The sequence below is a fragment of the Exiguobacterium sp. AT1b genome, assembly GCF_000023045.1.
Lineage (GTDB): Bacteria > Bacillota > Bacilli > Exiguobacteriales > Exiguobacteriaceae > Exiguobacterium.
The window spans coordinates 623,079-639,549 of sequence record NC_012673.1; the positions used below are offsets into that span (position 1 = coordinate 623,079).

The 16,471-nt window shown below is 48.1% G+C and carries 16 protein-coding genes; 4 read left to right on the top strand and 12 right to left on the bottom strand.

The genetic code is table 11. The features are described from left to right. Positions 1-19: 19 nt before the first annotated feature. The 5 genes from pfkA to dnaE all read right to left on the bottom strand — a co-directional run bounded on the left by pfkA (position 20) and on the right by dnaE (position 6,745). Positions 20-988: a 6-phosphofructokinase gene (pfkA, locus tag EAT1B_RS03345; RefSeq protein WP_012726720.1), complete on the bottom strand. Its 969-nt coding sequence runs from the start codon at positions 986-988 to the stop codon at positions 20-22. A 160-nt stretch (positions 989-1,148) separates the two neighbouring features. Beyond that, a complete protein-coding gene (locus tag EAT1B_RS03350) occupies positions 1,149-2,084 on the bottom strand; it encodes an acetyl-CoA carboxylase carboxyltransferase subunit alpha (RefSeq protein WP_012726721.1) in 936 nt (311 codons plus the stop codon). Then, on the bottom strand, positions 2,077-2,931 hold the full coding sequence (accD, locus tag EAT1B_RS03355; RefSeq protein WP_012726722.1) for an acetyl-CoA carboxylase, carboxyltransferase subunit beta: 855 nt from the start codon (positions 2,929-2,931) through the stop codon (positions 2,077-2,079). Before accD ends, EAT1B_RS03350 begins: the two co-directional genes overlap by 8 nt. Positions 2,932-2,945: 14 nt before the next feature. Next, positions 2,946-3,500, bottom strand: a complete 555-nt coding sequence (locus tag EAT1B_RS03360) for a FadR/GntR family transcriptional regulator (RefSeq protein WP_012726723.1) — start codon at positions 3,498-3,500, stop codon at positions 2,946-2,948. 77 nt (positions 3,501-3,577) lie between these two features. Then, positions 3,578-6,745 carry a DNA polymerase III subunit alpha gene (dnaE, locus tag EAT1B_RS03365; RefSeq protein WP_012726724.1) on the bottom strand — a complete coding sequence of 1,056 codons (3,168 nt, stop codon included), beginning with the start codon at positions 6,743-6,745 and terminating at the stop codon, positions 3,578-3,580. A 103-nt stretch (positions 6,746-6,848) separates the two neighbouring features. On the opposite strand from dnaE, the gene EAT1B_RS03370 reads away from it, so the two are divergent. Then, positions 6,849-7,040 carry a hypothetical protein gene (locus EAT1B_RS03370; RefSeq protein WP_012726725.1) on the top strand — a complete coding sequence of 64 codons (192 nt, stop codon included), beginning with the start codon at positions 6,849-6,851 and terminating at the stop codon, positions 7,038-7,040. Positions 7,041-7,056: 16 nt separating this feature from the next. Here the strand turns inward: EAT1B_RS03370 and EAT1B_RS03375 are convergent, their stop codons facing one another. Further along, complete coding sequence (locus EAT1B_RS03375) at positions 7,057-8,025, bottom strand: bifunctional oligoribonuclease/PAP phosphatase NrnA (protein WP_012726726.1); 969 nt, start codon at positions 8,023-8,025, stop codon at positions 7,057-7,059. A gap of 75 nt (positions 8,026-8,100) precedes the next feature. Here EAT1B_RS03375 and EAT1B_RS03380 point away from each other — a divergent pair, with 75 nt between their 5' ends. Then, positions 8,101-8,415 (top strand): YtpI family protein, encoded by a 315-nt coding sequence (locus tag EAT1B_RS03380; RefSeq protein WP_047795158.1) that lies wholly within the window; start codon positions 8,101-8,103, stop codon positions 8,413-8,415. 41 nt (positions 8,416-8,456) lie between these two features. Here EAT1B_RS03380 and EAT1B_RS03385 read toward each other — a convergent pair whose 3' ends face one another. Beyond that, positions 8,457-9,767: a DRTGG domain-containing protein gene (locus EAT1B_RS03385; protein WP_012726728.1), complete on the bottom strand. Its 1,311-nt coding sequence runs from the start codon at positions 9,765-9,767 to the stop codon at positions 8,457-8,459. A 165-nt stretch (positions 9,768-9,932) separates the two neighbouring features. On the opposite strand from EAT1B_RS03385, the gene EAT1B_RS03390 reads away from it, so the two are divergent. Then, positions 9,933-11,030 carry a Xaa-Pro peptidase family protein gene (locus EAT1B_RS03390; protein ID WP_012726729.1) on the top strand — a complete coding sequence of 366 codons (1,098 nt, stop codon included), beginning with the start codon at positions 9,933-9,935 and terminating at the stop codon, positions 11,028-11,030. Positions 11,031-11,090: 60 nt separating this feature from the next. Here the strand turns inward: EAT1B_RS03390 and EAT1B_RS03395 are convergent, their stop codons facing one another. Then, positions 11,091-11,813: a metallophosphoesterase gene (locus EAT1B_RS03395; RefSeq protein ID WP_012726730.1), complete on the bottom strand. Its 723-nt coding sequence runs from the start codon at positions 11,811-11,813 to the stop codon at positions 11,091-11,093. Between the two features lie 10 nt (positions 11,814-11,823). Further along, positions 11,824-12,549, bottom strand: a complete 726-nt coding sequence (locus EAT1B_RS03400; RefSeq protein ID WP_012726731.1) for an SDR family oxidoreductase — start codon at positions 12,547-12,549, stop codon at positions 11,824-11,826. A gap of 183 nt (positions 12,550-12,732) precedes the next feature. Between EAT1B_RS03400 and EAT1B_RS03405 the strand changes: the two genes are divergently transcribed. Further along, positions 12,733-13,170 carry a universal stress protein gene (locus EAT1B_RS03405; RefSeq protein WP_012726732.1) on the top strand — a complete coding sequence of 146 codons (438 nt, stop codon included), beginning with the start codon at positions 12,733-12,735 and terminating at the stop codon, positions 13,168-13,170. Positions 13,171-13,223: 53 nt separating this feature from the next. Here the strand turns inward: EAT1B_RS03405 and EAT1B_RS16150 are convergent, their stop codons facing one another. The 3 genes from EAT1B_RS16150 to EAT1B_RS03420 form a co-directional block, all read right to left on the bottom strand. Then, positions 13,224-13,826 (bottom strand): 3D domain-containing protein, encoded by a 603-nt coding sequence (locus EAT1B_RS16150; RefSeq protein WP_012726733.1) that lies wholly within the window; start codon positions 13,824-13,826, stop codon positions 13,224-13,226. Between the two features lie 405 nt (positions 13,827-14,231). Beyond that, a complete protein-coding gene (locus tag EAT1B_RS03415) occupies positions 14,232-15,443 on the bottom strand; it encodes an acetate kinase (RefSeq protein WP_012726734.1) in 1,212 nt (403 codons plus the stop codon). 119 nt (positions 15,444-15,562) lie between these two features. Then, a complete protein-coding gene (locus tag EAT1B_RS03420; protein ID WP_012726735.1) occupies positions 15,563-16,456 on the bottom strand; it encodes a class I SAM-dependent methyltransferase in 894 nt (297 codons plus the stop codon). Between the last annotated feature and the right edge of the window lie 15 nt (positions 16,457-16,471).

The following is a 16,471-nucleotide window of genomic DNA, read 5'->3' on the forward strand; positions in this document are numbered from 1 at the left end:
CTGCAACATACAAAATCGTTTAAATCGACAACTGGTTGACGAGGTCAATCAATTGCATATCAATCGTGTGCTTGTTGTTGTCGAGCGCCTCATCGATATCGAGATCCATCATTTGGTTGTTACGGATTCCGACAACGCGGCCCGCCTTCCCTTCGAGCAAGATCTCAACAGCGTATGCACCCATGCGACTTGCAAGGACACGGTCAGCGGCAGTTGGGGAACCACCACGTTGGATGTGACCGAGAATCGTGACGCGTGTTTCTGAGTTCGTCTTCTCAGCAATCAATTTGCCGATTTCTTCCGCACTTCCTGCACCTTCAGCAACGATGACGATTGAGTGCTTCTTACCGCGTGCAATCCCGTGATTGATTCGTTCCACGATTGCATTCAAATCTTCTGGACGTTCTGGGACGAGAATCGACTCAGCACCACCAGCGAGACCAGAATAAAGCGCGATATCACCAGCGTCGCGCCCCATGACCTCGATGACATACGTGCGTTCATGTGATGAAGCCGTATCACGAATCTTATCGATCGCATCAAGCGCTGTGTTGAGCGCCGTGTCAAAACCGATTGTCGCATCTGTTCCTGGGATATCGTTATCGATTGTACCCGGAAGGCCGATTGTTGGGAATCCGAGTTCAGTCAATTTTTGAGCTCCGCGATAAGAGCCATCTCCACCAATGACCACGAGGGCATCGATATTGAACTTCTTCAACTGTTCTACTGCTTTCGCGCGACCTTCTTCTGTTCTGAATTCAGGACAGCGCGCAGAGCGAAGGAACGTACCTCCACGTTGAATGATATCGCCGACTGATCCAAGATTTAATTCGACTAAATCACCTTCGATTAATCCTTGATAGCCGTTATACACGCCGTACACTTCAAGACCTTCAAAAATTGCTTTTCGGGTCACGGCACGGACAGCAGCGTTCATTCCAGGAGCGTCTCCTCCGCTTGTTAATACCGCAATACGTTTTAAATTCACGTCGCTCACCTCTTATGTGTTTTAACGAAATCTGAAAATAAAATACCACGTCTGACCTTTGTTTTACAACACAAGTATGTGAAAAAAATGCATAGGGTATCTTACAAAACAGTCAGTTGATGAATGAATAAAGCTTTATTCAAAGCCATTGTTACCGTTTTCACTCATTAATTGTGCCAATTTGATGATATTTGGTCGCACGTCCTTGAATCAGCTCGGAAGTCGATTGCGCGAGCAACTCATTCATATGCTGTAATAAGACAGGTTTCAAGAGTGACGACTGTAGTGACACATCAACGTGTGCCCCCCCATACACTTCTCCTACCACTTGATCGACAATCCCTAGGTTGAATAAATCTTGTGCTGTAATCTTCATCGTCTCTGCCGCACGTTCTGCTTGTTTCGCATCTTTCCACAACAGTGCCGCTGCACCTTCTGGCGAGATGACCGAGTACGTACTATTCTCAAGCATCAATAGACGGTCGCATACACCAATTCCAAGCGCACCGCCTGAACCACCTTCCCCAATGACAACGGAGACGATCGGCACTTTCAGCGTCGCCATCTCAAACAAGTTACGGGCGATCGCTTCACTTTGCCCTCTCTCTTCTGCGGCTTTCCCCGGATAAGCCCCTTTCGTGTCAATGAATGTCAAAATGGGACGGTTGAACTTTTCGGCTTGCTTCATGAAACGCAAGGCTTTTCGATAGCCCTCCGGGTGTGGCATACCAAAATTCCGTTTCATGTTCTCTTTCGTGTTCCGCCCACGCTGATGTCCGATAATCGTCACCGGCACTCCTTCAAACGTTGCGAGTCCAGATACGATTGCCGCATCGTCATATCCGTGTCGGTCCCCATGAAGTTCCATGAAGTCAGGGAACAAATGTTGGATGTAATCGAGCGTCGTCGGACGCTTCGGGTTTCGCGCCAACTGGACGCGGTCCCACGGTTTCATATTCCCATAAATATCTTTTTCTAATCGGTCGAGCTTTAACTCGAGATGACGAATCTCTCGGGATAAATCAATCCCTTTCGTCTCAGCCGTCTCCCGTAATTTATTTAGCTGTTCGGTGACTTCTTTGATTGGGTCAAACATGACGGACACCCCCATCGTGTAATTCGATCATCTTCTTCAAGAACGAACGCATCTGTTCACGATGAATGACCGCATCCAGCTGCCCAGACTCAAGTAGAAACTCGGCAGTTTGAAAGTTCTCTGGAAGCTTTTCCCGAATCGTCTGTTCGATGATTCGTCGTCCTGCAAACCCGATGAGCGCTCCCGGTTCCGCGACGTTCAAGTCGCCAAGCATCGCAAAACTCGCTGACACACCACCAGTCGTCGGATGTGTCAAATACGCGATGTACAGCAGTCCTGCTTCGTCATGTTCTTTTAGAGCGATGGACGTATTGGCCATTTGCATCAAACTGACCATTCCTTCTTGCATCCGTGCCCCACCTGATGCTGTGAACAAGACGACTGGAAGCCCAAGTGATGTGGCGGTTCGAACAGCCGAAGCAATCGCTTCTCCGACGTATGCACCCATCGATCCCATTCGGAATCTCGCATCCATCACACAGACAACGAGTGGAAGTCCGTCGATTGTCGCCTTTCCACATACGACGGCCTCTTCGATCCCGGTCCGCTTCCGATCTTTCGTCAACTTCTCCTCATAGTCAGGAAAGTCGAGTGGATTCGCCTTGACAGAAGGTCCCGCAAATCGTTCGAATGACCCTTCGTCAACAAGCATATCAATCCGTTCTTGCGCATGAAGCGGAAAATGATAACCGCAATCACACACTTTGTGGTTCTCATTCAACTGTTTTGTATAATGCATATATTTACAAGATGGACATTTCGTCATTAATCCCTGTGGTGCGTCAATCTTTGGTTCTCGTTGACGCAATGGCATATATCGTTTCGGTTTCTTGAAAAAAGCAGTCATCGCTTCCCCCTCGTTCATTCCGGCATCCCCATTCCACGCCACGTCTCGACAAACTGTTTCCGTTCCTCGAGCGTGTATAAATCCCCAACGTCTAATCCTTCAAAAAAGCGGTTGACCTCACTCCAAATTCGAATGAACAGTTCATTCTTCAACTGAAAGATGAGTTGCTGGCGAAACGTTCGATCATCATCGATCACCGTCTCTAGCAGATCCAGTCGTTCTTTAGTCGGTTCAATTTCTGAAAACGCCATGCGCTCCAATAGTCGAAGCATCTCGATAATATCGGTCGCTTTCGTCTGTTTGGTCACAATGAACTCCGACAATATCTCGATGTACCGATGTCGGTCTTGTTCACACAAAAAGGTGCCACCACCATGTCTCGTCTCCACGATGCCTAAAAAGCTCAACGCCCGTAACGCTTCGCGAACCGAAGCGCGGCTAATGGACAGCGTTTCGGCGAGCTCTCGTTCGGATGGAAGCCGATCACCTGGAACTAAAGACGATTGGACAATTAATTTTCTAATCTTTGAAATGTTTCCGTGAAATGAGGATGCGTGTTTTTCATGCATCTGACCGTTCAACTCCCTTTTTTGGATCACCTATCAAACTTAAGTGGTCAGACCAATTAGTGCGATTATATCACTTTTTAGGACTTGGTACTAGTTTCTGGACCAACCATTTTTGTATCGATTCGTTTCAATACGACATTTTCTTCCCCGAACCGTCTTTTCGCCTCCGCCACATACTCCTCATTCGGGTTGATGGAAAAAGCTGAAGCCAGTTGTTTCACTTCCTTCGAATCCGTGAATCGGCACACAACCGGCACATCCCCTTGTGCGCGTTGAATCCAATCTTCCAATTCAGGGAAGCGGTCGAGTGTGAGCCGGATGAATAAAGCTTGTCCGTGTAACGGTCGAACTCGTTCGACAATCAATTGCTTGCGACCATCCCGTTCATTCGAATGAACCTCGAGTAACAAGATGTTACCGGCATAGAGGGATCGTCCAAACTGGGCGAATGTTCGAGGAAACACGACGACCTCGTCTTGCGTCATGCCATCGTCCACCATGAGAACACCCATCCGTTCTTGTTTCTTTGTCATGAACGTCCGTACGTCGTCTACATATACGACGAGATAACCATTTGTTCCATTCATGACTTCTTCAATTGTAGACGGTTCGATCCCGATATCCGGAAGTGCCGTCAATGGAGAATGGACCACCCATGTCCCGAGCGCCTCCCTCTCTTCTTCAGACCAATTCGGTTCTTTCACTTTTTTTTGCTTGAGTCCGAGTGAAGACAGTTCATCCGGTAAAAAATGCGTCCCCGCTTCTTCTCGCAAACGTTCGACTGCTTCAAAAGCACGCGTCCGGTCACCGTGATACATGCGGTCGAGCGCGCCCGCACCAAGTAAGCGACGTAATTTCAGTTGGTCTTTATTCTTCCACTCCATGGTTTCTTGAAGCGTTCTGACATCTTTCAACTGCCCGTTCAGTTCAATCAGACGGTCCACATCCCGTTTGGTCAATCCCTGGACCGCCTTCAACCCGAGCCGGACGCCCGGGCCTTCAAGCGTCGCGTCAGCGTGGCCATGTAAGACATCCGGCGGGTACACCGGAATTTGATCTTTCCGTAACAGTCTGACAAGTTCCGTTGTTTTGTCTGATGTCACCACATGAAAGACCCGAGGGAAATGTGCTTTGACGTAAGCCAATCGGTAACTGATCAAACTGTAGGCGACAGCGTGAGAGCGGTTAAATCCGTACCCGGCAAACTTTTCGATCCATGAGAAGATTTGCGCCAAGACGTCCTGGTCTCCCGCTTTTGCCTGCTGCAAAAATCGTTCTCGTTCCCGAGCAATCGTCCCCGTATCCTTTTTGGCAATCGCACGTCTGACTAAATCCGCTTCTGCGTAGGAATAGCCCCCGAGTTTACGGAGCAGTCTCATCACCTGTTCTTGATAGACGAGTACACCGTACGTCGGTTTCATGACGTCTTCTACGTCCGGATGGACTGGTTGGTATGGCATACCGTGTTTTCGTTTCGCATACGTTTCGATGAATTGCATCGGTCCTGGGCGATAGAGTGACATCGTGACGACGATATCTTCAAACTCCGTCGGCTTCACTTGTCGAAGCGCTTGCTTCATCCCGGTCGATTCGAATTGAAAGATTCCGTCCGTCTCACCTCTCGCAAGCAGTCGATACGTCCGGGCATCGTTTAACGGAATCGTTTTCAGAGAGAACAGCGCGTCACTTTCACGAATCAAGTCTTCCATCTTTCGCAAGCGACTCAAATTTCGTAATCCGAGCAAGTCAATTTTTAAAAGCCCGACCTCTTCCAAATCCTTCATATTATATTGGGTCACGTGTTCTTCAAGTTCGGGTTGGAGCGGCGTCACTTCTTCAATCGGTTGACGACTGAGCACGACTCCCGCCGCGTGAACGGAGGATTGACGCGGCAAACCTTCTAGCTGTTTGGCAATCCGTAATAACTGCTGACGCTTTTGGCTACCGGCAAACCACTTCATCTGCTTCGGGCTCGACATCAGTTCATCAAGTCCTCCGGCTTTCACTTGCTTACTCGCGGCCTGCCCTTCCTCAAGGGTCATTCCGAGCGCTCTCGCGACGTCACGCATCGCCGCTTTCGCACCAAATGTGGCAAGTGTCCCGATTTGTGCGGCATGCGTATGACCGTATTTTGATAATACGTAAGAAACCACTTCCTCACGACGTTCATCTTCAAAATCAAGGTCTATATCTGGCATCGACACACGCTCTGGATTTAAGAATCGTTCGAACAGTAATCCATAACGAACCGGATCGACTTCTGTGATATGAAGGGCAAAACTGACGAGTGAACCTGCTGCCGACCCACGACCCGGCCCTACTTCAATCCCAGATTCTCGAGCAAACCGAACGATATCTTCCACGATCAAGAAATAGGAAGAAAATCCCGTCTTGGCGATGACTTCAAGCTCAAATTTTGCCCGCTCGATATATGGTTCTTTCAAGAGTTCCATCGATTTCAACCGCTCACCGACAAGTCGTTTCAGCTTTTGATCGGCATCCGGAAGTTCTGGAATCGCTCCTTCTGCACGCGGTAGATGCTCGAGTCGAATCAATGCCTCGAATCGATCCAGTTCTGTTAACTCTTCCGTTGTGAACCAGTCATTCATTTCACTCGGTAGTCGAACGTGCAATCCTTTTTGTCGCACGTCTTCATTCGACATCACTTCCCCTTCACGAATGGCAGAAATGGCTCGGAATCCTTCCACATCTTCCGGTCTCATGTATCTCGTTTCAGGGGCTGGAATCAACTGGACAGCTAGCTCTTCTCGCATGAGACGAAGTTGCTTCAACACTTGTACCTGCTCCGTTGTCTGAGGTGCCGGGAGTCCGAGCCACAGCTTCTCTTCATCGACAAACGACAAGAGTTGATGATAGAGGCGACGCCGGTGAACCGGATCACTCGCTTTCCAATTTTCAGGTAGGACAACCAGCGGCATCGTTGTCCGACCTTCAATTCCTCCCGCCTGGATGATACGATATTGTTCCTTGAGCTCCGTCTCGTTTGATGAATACACAATCACGGATACGTCTAACCCATCCAATCGGAGTACCGTCCTCAGTCCGATGAGCGGTTTCACCTCATATCGTTGGCAATATGACAAAAATGTCGGAACCCCATAAAACGCATCGTCTGCAATCGCCACGGAACGACTTCCCCGTTCGGTCATCTGCAAGACATATTGTTCTAACCGGATTGTACTTTGTAGTAAACTATAAGCAGTTCTGACATTCAGATGAATCATCGTTGGCCTCCTCTCTATAGTAATGGAATTGTCAAACTCAATTCATCACTTCTCTGATACAATAATTATAGACAAAACTCACGACAAAAGGGGGTAAAAGCGTATGATTATCAATCGGGGACAGATTGCACGCGATAAGTTAGAAAAATTACAGAATGGTCAAACCGTGTTTGCCGACAGTCCAGAAATCATCGACCGGCTCCGTAAGTACATTACCGAATATCAGCTCGACGTCGTCGAGGATGTGACCGACCGGGGTACATGGTTCATCCCACAAGAAAATGGAGACAAATGAAGAGAGCTGACCGCGGTCAGCTCTCTTCATTTTCTTCAAACGTGAATGCCCCTGCCACTTCATTCAAAGCCGCAATCACGTCATCCATCTCATCCCATGTGTCAATCGTGGCACCGGCCGCCATCGGATGACCGCCCCCACGGTATCGCTTGGCCACTTCATTGATGACAGGACCTTTCGACCGGATGCGCACACGAATCTCTTCTTTGTTTTCCACGAACATGACCCAACATTTCAATCCCTCAAGACCCGAGAAGCTATTGACGAGTTGAGACGCCGCTTCTGGAGAGGCATGGAACGTTCGAAGCACGTCCTTGTCAATCTTCACATAGCCGACTCCCTCTTCCGTTACTTGGACATGCTGTAATACATAGCCTTGCAGTTGTAGGGTCGCCAAATTCGTTTTATACATATGACGATATAATTTATTCGTGTCGATGTCTTTCGCAATCAGCGCCGAAGCAATCTCAAACGTTCGGGCCGTAGCATTTCGAAACTGGAAACGTCCTGTGTCGCCAACGATGCCGGCATAGAGTAAAAATGCCGCCTCTTGGTCAATGGGATATCCCCAAATGTCCGCGAGTTCCACAATCATCTCAGACGTCGAACTGACCGAGGTATCGACAATCTGTGTCATCGCATACGGATCTTCATCAGGATGATGATCGATTTTGATGATCGTCTTCCCTTTCAATGCGAACGGTCCATCGATTCGCTCTTGATTCGCCGTATCCAAAATAAGGACGAGCGCGTCCTGATACATTCCTTCTTCGACATGTTCCATCTTTCCTAAAAACTCAAGGTCTGGAACCATGCCACCGACCACATAGATTTGTTTCTCCGGATGAACCGATTTTAAAATGCGTTGTAAACCTAGCTGACTCCCCAATGCATCAGGGTCTGGTCGTACATGGCGGTGGATGAAAATGGTGTCAGCCGCCTCAATTTCTGATTTGATTGTATCCGCTTCCTGCCATTGCGTCATGATGATTCCTCACTTTCCTACACACTATTATGGTATGATGATAACAGATTACGAGATAGAAAGGGGTTCCTTCACTTGCAACTTGTCATGATTGGACTCATTTTGTTCGCGCTCGGTGCGTACCTCGTCTTTAAGCGCCGCGCTTTTTTGACAAAGACGCCAAACCGCAAAGCGTTGTTCAACACGCAAGCGTTGATCTGGTTAAGCTTATTCCTCGCACTGTTCGCTGCGAACCAAATGGTCGGAGGATTCGGTCTGAATTCAACTGTCGGTTGGATTGTCAGCATCGTCATGTTAGTCGTCGGTCTAGGGAATGCCGTTGTCGGATTTATCCGTTACCGCAAAATTTACCCACTCGCCGCAGAAGAACCGACGAATACGCCATCATGAAACAGAGCACCTGCTACAGTGCGTAGCAGGTGCTCTTTTCGTTACCGGTCGATGAGTTGTGCCGTGACGAGCGCCTTGGCGACAAGTTGTGTCCCTTGCGTCATCTCCACATCCACTTTCCCGAACTTCCGCCCGAGGTCGAAGACATTGGCCGACACTCGGATCTGACTTTCAATTTGAATCGGTTTCATGAAATAGACGGTGATATTCTCGACCACGAGGTCGCCTTTTTTCATATGACGCAGACTTCGCGTCGCCCCTTCGACCAACAACGTCGTCAACACGCCAGATGAGGCGGTCCCCATATGACTCGTCATCTGTGGTGCCACTTCAACCGTGAATGCCGTCCCGTTCGATGCAGGGTCTTCTTTCAGCTGGTTCGTGATCATGTTATCGAACGTCTCACCGACTTGCGGTTGACGGTTCGCCAGTTGCAACGCCTTCAACACATCTTGACGGCTAATAATCCCAAGTAGACGTCCGTAGTTATCGACGACAGGTAGCATCTCGATTCCTTCCCATACCATCTGGTGTGCCGCATTGGTGACACTCGTTTGTACGCCCACCGTAATCGGGCTTTTGGTCATGACCTTCTCGATGTCATAGTCATGTGATTTATCGATGACATCCTTTGCCGTGATCACACCGACCACTTTCATCTGTTCATCGATGACGGGATAGCGATTATGTTTCGTCCGTTCATTCAGCTCATGCCAACGTTTCACCGTGTCATCCGACTTCAGATAGAACGTATCGTGGAGCGGGATGACGATATCCGAGACGAGTAAAATCTCTTTTTTGATTAGACGGTCATAGATGGCTCGGTTGATCATCGTCGCGACGGTAAAACTGTCGTAGGATGTAGAAATGACAGGCATATCATACTTATCTGCCATCCGTTTCACTTCATCCGTTGTATCGAATCCCCCTGTGATCAATACAGCCCCACCTGATTGTAAGACGAGTTCATGCGCCTTCTCGCGGTTCCCGATGATGACGAGTGAGTCGACATCGATATATCGCATCATCGCCTCAAGCTTCATGGCACCGATTACAAATTTCGATAGCGTCTTATGGAGGCCGTTACGTCCGCCCAACACCTGACCATCGACGATGTTGACGACCTCGGCGAATGTAAGTTTTTCAATATTCTCTTTATGCTTTCGCTTAATCCGGATCGTCCCCACCCGTTCAATGGTAGATACGAAACCTAGGTTCTCAGCTTCCTTGATGGCCCGATAAGCCGTACCTTCTGATACAGCCAACTCTTTGGCGATTTGGCGGACCGAAATTTTTGACCCAACATCGAGTGACTCGATATGTGCTATGATCTGTTCATGTTTTGTGGTCATACGCGGAGTCCCTTCTCTCAATACATTTTCTACTCTATTCAGTATACTGTATCAGTCGAACTAGTTCAAACTGTACCAATCAAATTGCAACATTTCCTTTCTGTTTTCGAAACAGCTATAATAGACGAGTAGTCAACGTAAGAGGTAGAAGGGAAGGGATTCAACTTGAATCAACGCACCAATCAAATTGCACAATCTCTAGCGACAAAAGGGTTAGATGCAGCGTTCATCACATCGAAAGCATCCGTGTTTTATTTCTCGGGAGTATACGCGGAAGCACACGAGCGATTGATCGCCATTTTAGTTTTGAAAAACGGCACAACTGCCATCATCTGCCCAGCACTTGAAAAAGGGATTGTCGAAGCGAGTGACTGGTCAGGTGAAATCGTGACGTATATGGACCACGAAAATCCATGGGACAAAATCGTCAAGTTATTCCTCGACAACCAAATCGTTCCTGAACGAATCGGGATCGAAGGGGAACATTTGACATTCAACCGAGTCGAGCATCTTCGTGCCGGTTTTGCCGGTCTGTCCATTATCGATTTGACAGACGAGCTCCAAACGTTACGTATGATCAAATCACCGGATGAAGTCCGAATCATGAAGCGGGCCGCCGAGTTGGCAGATATGGCCATCGAAGCCGGGATCCGTTCCCTCCGTGAAGGCGTGACCGAACTCGAGGTCATCGCGGATATCGAATACGCTATGAAACAGCAAGGTGTCCGTGAAATGTCGTTCGACACACTCGTCTTGTTCGGCGAGAATAGTGCCGACCCTCACGGTGTCCCAGGCAACAACCGTCTGAAAAAAGGCGATTTCGCCTTGTTCGACCTCGGCGTCGTCTGGCAGGGATACTGTTCAGACATCACTCGGACGGTCGTCTTCGGTGAGGCGAGTCGCAAACAACGTGAGATTTACGACACCGTTCTCCAAGCGGAGGAAGCCGCAATCGAGATGGCAAACGTCGGGACGACACTCGGCGCAATCGATATCGCCGCACGACAAGTCATCACGTCTGCAGGATATGGTGAATACTTCACCCACCGGATCGGTCACGGAATTGGAATCGAAGTACACGAACATCCATCGATGGCAGCGAACAATGACATGACCGCCCAAGTCGGGATGACGTTCACAGTCGAACCGGGTATCTATTTACCGGGAGTCGGCGGAGTCCGTATCGAAGACGATCTCGTTATGACAGAAAGTGGTCCTATCACATTGACGAGTTATCCGAAAACACTTCAAGAGATTGAATGACAAAAAGTGCGATCCATTACCAAGGATCGCACTTTTTACATATCTTACTTTTTACATATCTTAATAGAACAAACGCAGCATGACATCCCGTTGAGGTACGTCATAACGTTCCATCTTCTCTAAAAAGGCACGCTTGTCATATGGGACCGCCTTCAGTTCAAGGTCAATCCCCGTTTCCCCTTCAGATAATATGGCAAAGCGAGCCAGGTCATCTTTCGCCACCCCGAGCGCACCAGGATTGACGTAGCGTTTCGTGTCATCTTCAAACAAGTGGACGGGATGGTGATGTCCAAATAACACGATTTCTCCTTCATATGCCCCATATAGTCGTTGCATATTTTCCAGTGTCGGTTCGAGAATCTCGTGAAACGGTTCCTCGACGATCGTGACATGGCGTCGGTCGGTCGGGATATGATAATGAATACCGAACACCGTTTCGCCAGCCATTTCGACGGACATCGTTCGTGGAAGAGATTCGAGGACATCCGCATATCGAGTCTCCAATTGACGCGCGACCCACTCATGGTGGGGGCGCGTATGTGCATAACTTTCCGGATGACCGTATCCAGCCAAAAGGGAAAGGACGGCCTCATCATGATTCCCAGAAATCATATGCGCGCCCCGATCTAGCAATCGCTCCATGACCGCATTGGAGTCCGGTCCCATCGCAATCATGTCACCAAGTGACCAAATGACGTCGACCCGCTCTGTATCCATGACTTGGAGCGCAGCCTCCAACGCTTCGAGATTTCCATGAACGTCCGTGACCACTCCGATCTTCATCGCGTTCCCCTCACTTCCGGTATTGATGGACGACGTTGACGCCACCTGTCACATCGATGATGGCTCCTGTGATCATATCCGAGTCTTCTTGTAATAAGAACGAAATCAAACGCGCGATATCTTCTCCCGTCCCGTGTCGACCGACCGGAGTTCCTTCATCCACTTCCGCCTCCTCAATGCGCATCTCCTTTTGCGAGCCGACGATATTGCCCGGGTTGACCATGTTAGCCGTAATCCCGAACGGTGCCTCTTCCAATGCGACCGATTTTGTCAAACTGACGAGTCCCGTCTTTGCAGCGGCAAACGCAGAACGATGAATCCAGCCAGGCGCCGTCCCACTTTCCGGAAATCCATACGAGATGATGCGTCCAAATCGATTCGAGCGCATGGAAGGAAGCGCTCGACGCATTAACCAAAATGAGGCGGACAGGTTGCCCGTGAGTACTTCGTCCCACTCGTCGTCCGTCAATTCGACGAGCGGTTTCCGTTCAAAGATATATGGACCTGCATTTAAAATCAAAGCGTCCGGTTCACCAAACCGTTCGACCGCTTGCTCATAGGCAGAGAGCAGTTGTTCGCGGTCCGTCAATCCGGCCTCGATCATATGTATCCGCTCATGTTCCCAGTCGATTGGATTCCGTTGCAAAATGCTAACGTGCCAACCATCTTGTAACAGACGCTCCGTCACGACGCGTCCGATCCCTTTGGCACCAGATGTAATCATTACATGTTTCATCGTCCTACCTCCTCCGCCTTATTTTACCCGTTCTTTCACACGAATTCCAAACTTGGACATGTCGTGAACATCACCATGAAAAAATTCACTCATTTTCATGGCGAAAAAGCGTGAAAACCGAAAGAAGTGGTATACTATATATGTAAGCCGAACGTATATTTCGAGCGAAAGGTTGGGATTTACATGGCAATTGTATACAAACACATTTTATCTGCCGTTGACGGCTCTAAAGAGGCGGAACGTGCATTCGAAACAGCAATCGATGTCGCGATTCGTAACGAAGGGAAACTGTACGTCGGTCATGTGATTGATACGCGGACGTTTGCGACTGTAGAAGCGTACGATCGGACAATCACAGAGCGCGCCGAGACATATGCGAAAGAATTGCTTGAAGACTATGTCAATCGCGCGAAAGAGCGTGGCGTAAAAGAAGTCGAGACAGTGATCGAATACGGCTCACCGAAAGTGACGATTGCGAAAAAGATTGCGCCTAATCATGATATTGATCTTATTATTTGTGGCGCGACAGGTTTAAACGCTGTAGAACGTTTCTTTATCGGAAGCGTCTCTGAAAGCATCGTCCGTTATGCGAAATGTGACGTCCTCATCGTTCGTCAATAATCATCCATCCATCAAAAAGGGTCTTGCGCAATCGCAAGACCCTTTTTGATGCATTACAACACCTTGACCGTAACCGTTTTGCGACCAAATTGAATCGCCGCACTATGTGAATACATTAAGATGTCGATTTTATTCCCTTTGATGGCGCCGCCTGTATCAGCTGCCGTGTAGGTACCTAACAACTTGCTCCCTACGTATACTTGTACTTTTGTCCCGAGCGGAATGACGCGCGGGTCTACCGCGATGACATTGCGCTTTTGAGTACGAACGTTCCAGCCAAGTGCTGTCTTACCTGAACATCCCTTGCAATACGGTGTATATGCCGATGCTTTCATCGTATATGTCTTCACGCTTGCTGGTTTGAGCGGTTTTGGAGCACTTACCGTACGTAAGTTCTTTGTAGGGACCCATCCGGCCTTCCCTTTATAGTTCACACGAATCCAAGCACCTCGAGAACCTGTACGTTGAAGACGATCACTCGCTGCAATCTTCCCAATCACTCGTGCATTTGATTTCCCTTCTGCATAAACCATCTTCGAACCTGACTTTGTCGCAACATAAACTTTTTTAGTAGCTGCTTCCACTGGTGAAGTCGGTAGAGCAAATGCAAATACGGCGATGGCGAGAAGTAAGAGCGTCATGATTTTTTTCAACATACGTTTTTTCGTCCTCTCTTCGTCAATTTGTCTTCGATTCCGTGTCATCCTTTATCTAGGTGACTCGTCTCTTCCGATGAATATTTCGTCCAGATAACTATATGACGAAATATCGGTCAGTGCCGTTACACTTCCTGTTCATTTGAGTGACACGAACATTACAAATCGATGTCAAAAGTAACGGTTTATCGTGTTAAACTAGACATTTGAATCGAACGAGAGATATTTTTATAAATTTACATCCAATATATGGTTTATTCATGACATAAACATTGCAAAATGATGTAAACCAAGCTTCGAATATTACAAAGAGGAAAACAATTGTCCTACTGTCTCTACTTCGCATTAGTCAAAAAGGCTCATAAAAAACCCACGTTACATGAAGTAACGTGGGTTCGTTTCGTATTATGCGTGTGCTTCGACAAGGTTTGCGATGCGTACCGTGTCACGCGCGATGACCAATTCTTCGTTCGTCGGGATGATGATGACTTTAACCGGTGAGTGTGGGTAGTTGATGAACAACTCTTTCCCACGAGCACCGTTGTTAAGAGAAGGATCCCAGTAGACACCCATGAATTCAAGACCACGAAGGATGCGTTCACGGATGACGTCCGAGTTCTCTCCGACACCTGCAGTGAAGATGATGGCGTCGACACCATTCATTTCAGCCGCATATTGACCGATGTAACCGTGAATACGGTTCGAGAAGATTTTTAATGAAACTTCTGCACGATGGTTGCCTTCTGCAGCCGCTTGCTCGATGTCACGCAAGTCACTTGAGATACCAGAAAGTCCGTACACACCAGACTCTTTGTTCATGACGTTCAAGACGTCTTCAGCAGACTTCCCTGTTTTTTGCATCAAGAACGGGATGAGGGCCGGGTCCAATGAACCTGAGCGCGTTCCCATCGTGATTCCTTCGAGTGGTGTGAAGCCCATCGTTGTATCGATCGAGCGACCACCTGCTACTGCAGCGATCGATGCACCGCTACCGAGGTGACATGAAATCAAACGCAAGTCTTCTAGCGGACGACCGAGAAGTTCTGCCGCGCGCTGTGTGACATACTTGTGGCTCGTTCCGTGGAAGCCGTATTTACGTACACCGTGTTCTGTATAGTATTCGTAAGGAAGACTGTACAAGAAATTCTCTTCAGGCATTGACTGGTGGAACGCTGTATCGAATACCGCTACTTGTGGGACATTCGGTAAAATTGCCTGGAATGCGCGAATACCTGTCAAGTTTGGTGGGATATGAAGTGGGCCGAGCTCGGTGAACGACTCGATGTTCTTCATGACTTCATCGTCAATGACGACCGAATCCGCATACAACTCTTTTCCGTGTAACACACGGTGACCTACGCCAGAAATCTCATCGAATGATTGGATGATGTCCAACTCGATCAACTTCTCCAACGTCAATTCAACTGCTTCTTTGTGCGTGTGAAGTGGTGTGACCACGTTGAACTTCTGTCCTTCACCGTACTTGATTGTAAAAATCGCATCTTCTTTCCCTACACGCTCTACGAGTCCGACTGCAAGCAACTCTTCCGTTGGCATCTCGAGTAACTGGAACTTGAGCGATGAACTACCCGCATTGACTGCCATAATTTTCGTCATGTCATACACCTCTTACCTTTCGTTTTAAACGCATATCTTTATCTGTTCAATTTAAAACTGATAACTGTATCATAATGAAGATACTTGATTTTGCATACCTTTTTCAAGTATTTTGTCCATTATTTTTGAGTTGTTTTGAACCACTCGTCAATCTGTTTCACGACATTGGCTACCGCTCTCACATCAGTGAATGACGGAAGTTCCACGAATAGCGCTTGTTTCGGTCGTGTGACGCCTTCTCCTACTTTTTGAAGAAGCAATAAGCTTTTCGCGTAACGCTCGTCTTTGAACATCGTCGTCGGAAGTTGAATGACCCCTTTCACAACAGCCTCACGGTCCATCCATTGTTTTAATTTCCCTTCGTCATCCTGTTCAAACAAATTGTTCGGGATGACAAATAATCCATGCCCACCTGGTTTCGTATGGCGAATCGCCTGTTCCATCAAGAGGAAATGCGAATAGGCATGTCCTTCTTCTCGTTTCATATCGTAACTGGCTGCCACTTCATCATTTGGATAATAGCCGATCGGCAAGTCAGCAACGGAAAGGTCGCTCGGTTCAACAAACAGAGGAGCAAGTGCGTCTTGATGGAAGTAGGATACCGGTTCTCCTAACAAGTTACTCATGGAGTAGGAAAGACGAAGCAACAGTTCGTCTACTTCGACCGCCTGTGCTGTAGCATCTTTTAACTGAGAAAGAATGGCATGCGTCAACGTACCTGTCCCACTACCTAAGTCTAGAATCGTCGCATTTTCCTTAAGCAGCTTCGTAGCTAGATAACCCATAAATAGGCTGACCGCATCCGGTGTCGGTTGATTGTTCGGAGGGAGTTGTGTCGTTTCTTCCAAGACGAGTAAACTCACAGCTTTACGGACATCGTCCATCTTCTCTTTTTCAATGTCAACATGGTCAAATACTTGGACGAGTGCCTCGATCGGTAATACATCCAGGTCGTTGACTAGTTTCTTCGCTTCCTTTTTCCAATCACGATAGAGTTGTTCAAAACGTTCCATTTTCGTTCATCCTTT